The organism is Nostoc sp. KVJ20, assembly GCF_001712795.1.
Taxonomy (GTDB): Bacteria; Cyanobacteriota; Cyanobacteriia; order Cyanobacteriales; family Nostocaceae; genus Nostoc.
Map to the genome: position 1 here is coordinate 1 of NZ_KV757790.1, position 1,477 is coordinate 1,477.

1 protein-coding gene is annotated in these 1,477 nt (G+C 44.3%); it reads right to left on the bottom strand.

The features are described 5' to 3' along the window. The coding region (locus A4S05_RS37175; protein ID WP_141699923.1) for a calcium-binding protein at nt 1-1,477 on the bottom strand (1,477 nt) is incomplete at both ends.

Below are 1,477 nucleotides of genomic sequence, written 5' to 3' on the forward strand. Positions count from 1 at the left end.
AAGCGTATCATTTCCAGCTTCACCGTAGAGGCTATCATCGCCAGCACCACCTTCAAGTAGGTCATTTTCTGTGCCACCGCGCAAAGTATCATTGCCTACTTCACCGTAGAGGCTATCATTGCCTACTTCACCATAAAGGCTATCATCGCCAGCACCACCTTCAAGTAGGTCATTTTCTGTGCCGCCGTGAAGAGTATCATTGCCTACTTCACCATAGAGGTTATCATCGCCAGCACCACCTTCAAGTAGGTCATTTTCTGTGCCGCCGTGAAGAGTATCATTGCCTACTTCACCATAAAGGCTATCATCCCCAACACTACCATCGAGTAGGTCATTTGCTGTGCCGCCGTGAAGAGTATCATTTCCAGCTTCACCGTAGAGAGTGTCATCACCAGCACCGCCGTCGAGCAGGTCATCATCTTCTCGGCCATATAAAATATCGACACCTGCATCACCGTAAAGTTTATCGTTACCAGTGTTACCTTCTAGTCGGTCGTCTCCCTCTCCACCTCTTAAGGTGTCATTGGCAGATTCTCCATACAGACGGTCATTACCAGCGCCGCCAAGAAGACTATCATTGCCATCATTGCTGAAGAAATAACTCAGACCACCATAAATGGTGTCATTACCATCTCCGCCATCAATTACATCATCTCCATCGCCCCCGTAGAGTGAATCATCACCTAATTCTCCAAACAAGCGATCGCTACCGTCATTGCTGTAGAGGTTGCCGTCGTTTCCGTAGAGAATATCATTGCCTTCTCCACCCTTTACACTATCGTCATCACCTCCTCCATAGAGGGTATCGCTGCCTAATCCCCCTTCAATGGAGTCATTACCTAATCCCCCTTCAATGATGTTATTTTGAGAATTGCCAATCAGGGTATCGCTGCCATCAGAACCAATGATATTTTCAATATTGAGAATTTGATCTGTTTTACCGTAGCTATCTGTGGCAGTATTTTGGGCTAAATTAACATAAACCTGAGTCGGCTGATCGTAACCATAACTAACCGTGTCTACGCCATCACCACCATCTAAAGTATCATTGCCATTATTACCAATTAAAAAGTCATTGCCTTGCAATCCCTGAATATTATTATCAAAACGGTTGCCAATCAGAACATCTTCGCTATTTGAACCAATAACATTCTCTATATTCGTTATAGAGTCGGAAATACTGTAGTAATTATCTCTTGCCTTTCCTGCATCAATCGAAGAGATATAAGGAGCGCTTTTCCAACGCTTATCAGTATGCTGATATCCTTTCTCTTCGTCAAGATTAACTGTAATACCACTAGTTGAGTGGTCATAGTTAATAGTATCTACCCCATTACCACCATCAATTTGGTTAGATCCTGTTTCGCTATCCAAGTAGTCATTACCATCACCGCCATATAAGGTATCGTTACCTGCCTCACCATAGAGGAAGTCATTTTCTGTCCCCCCTTCTAAGCGATCGCTACTTTCACCGCCA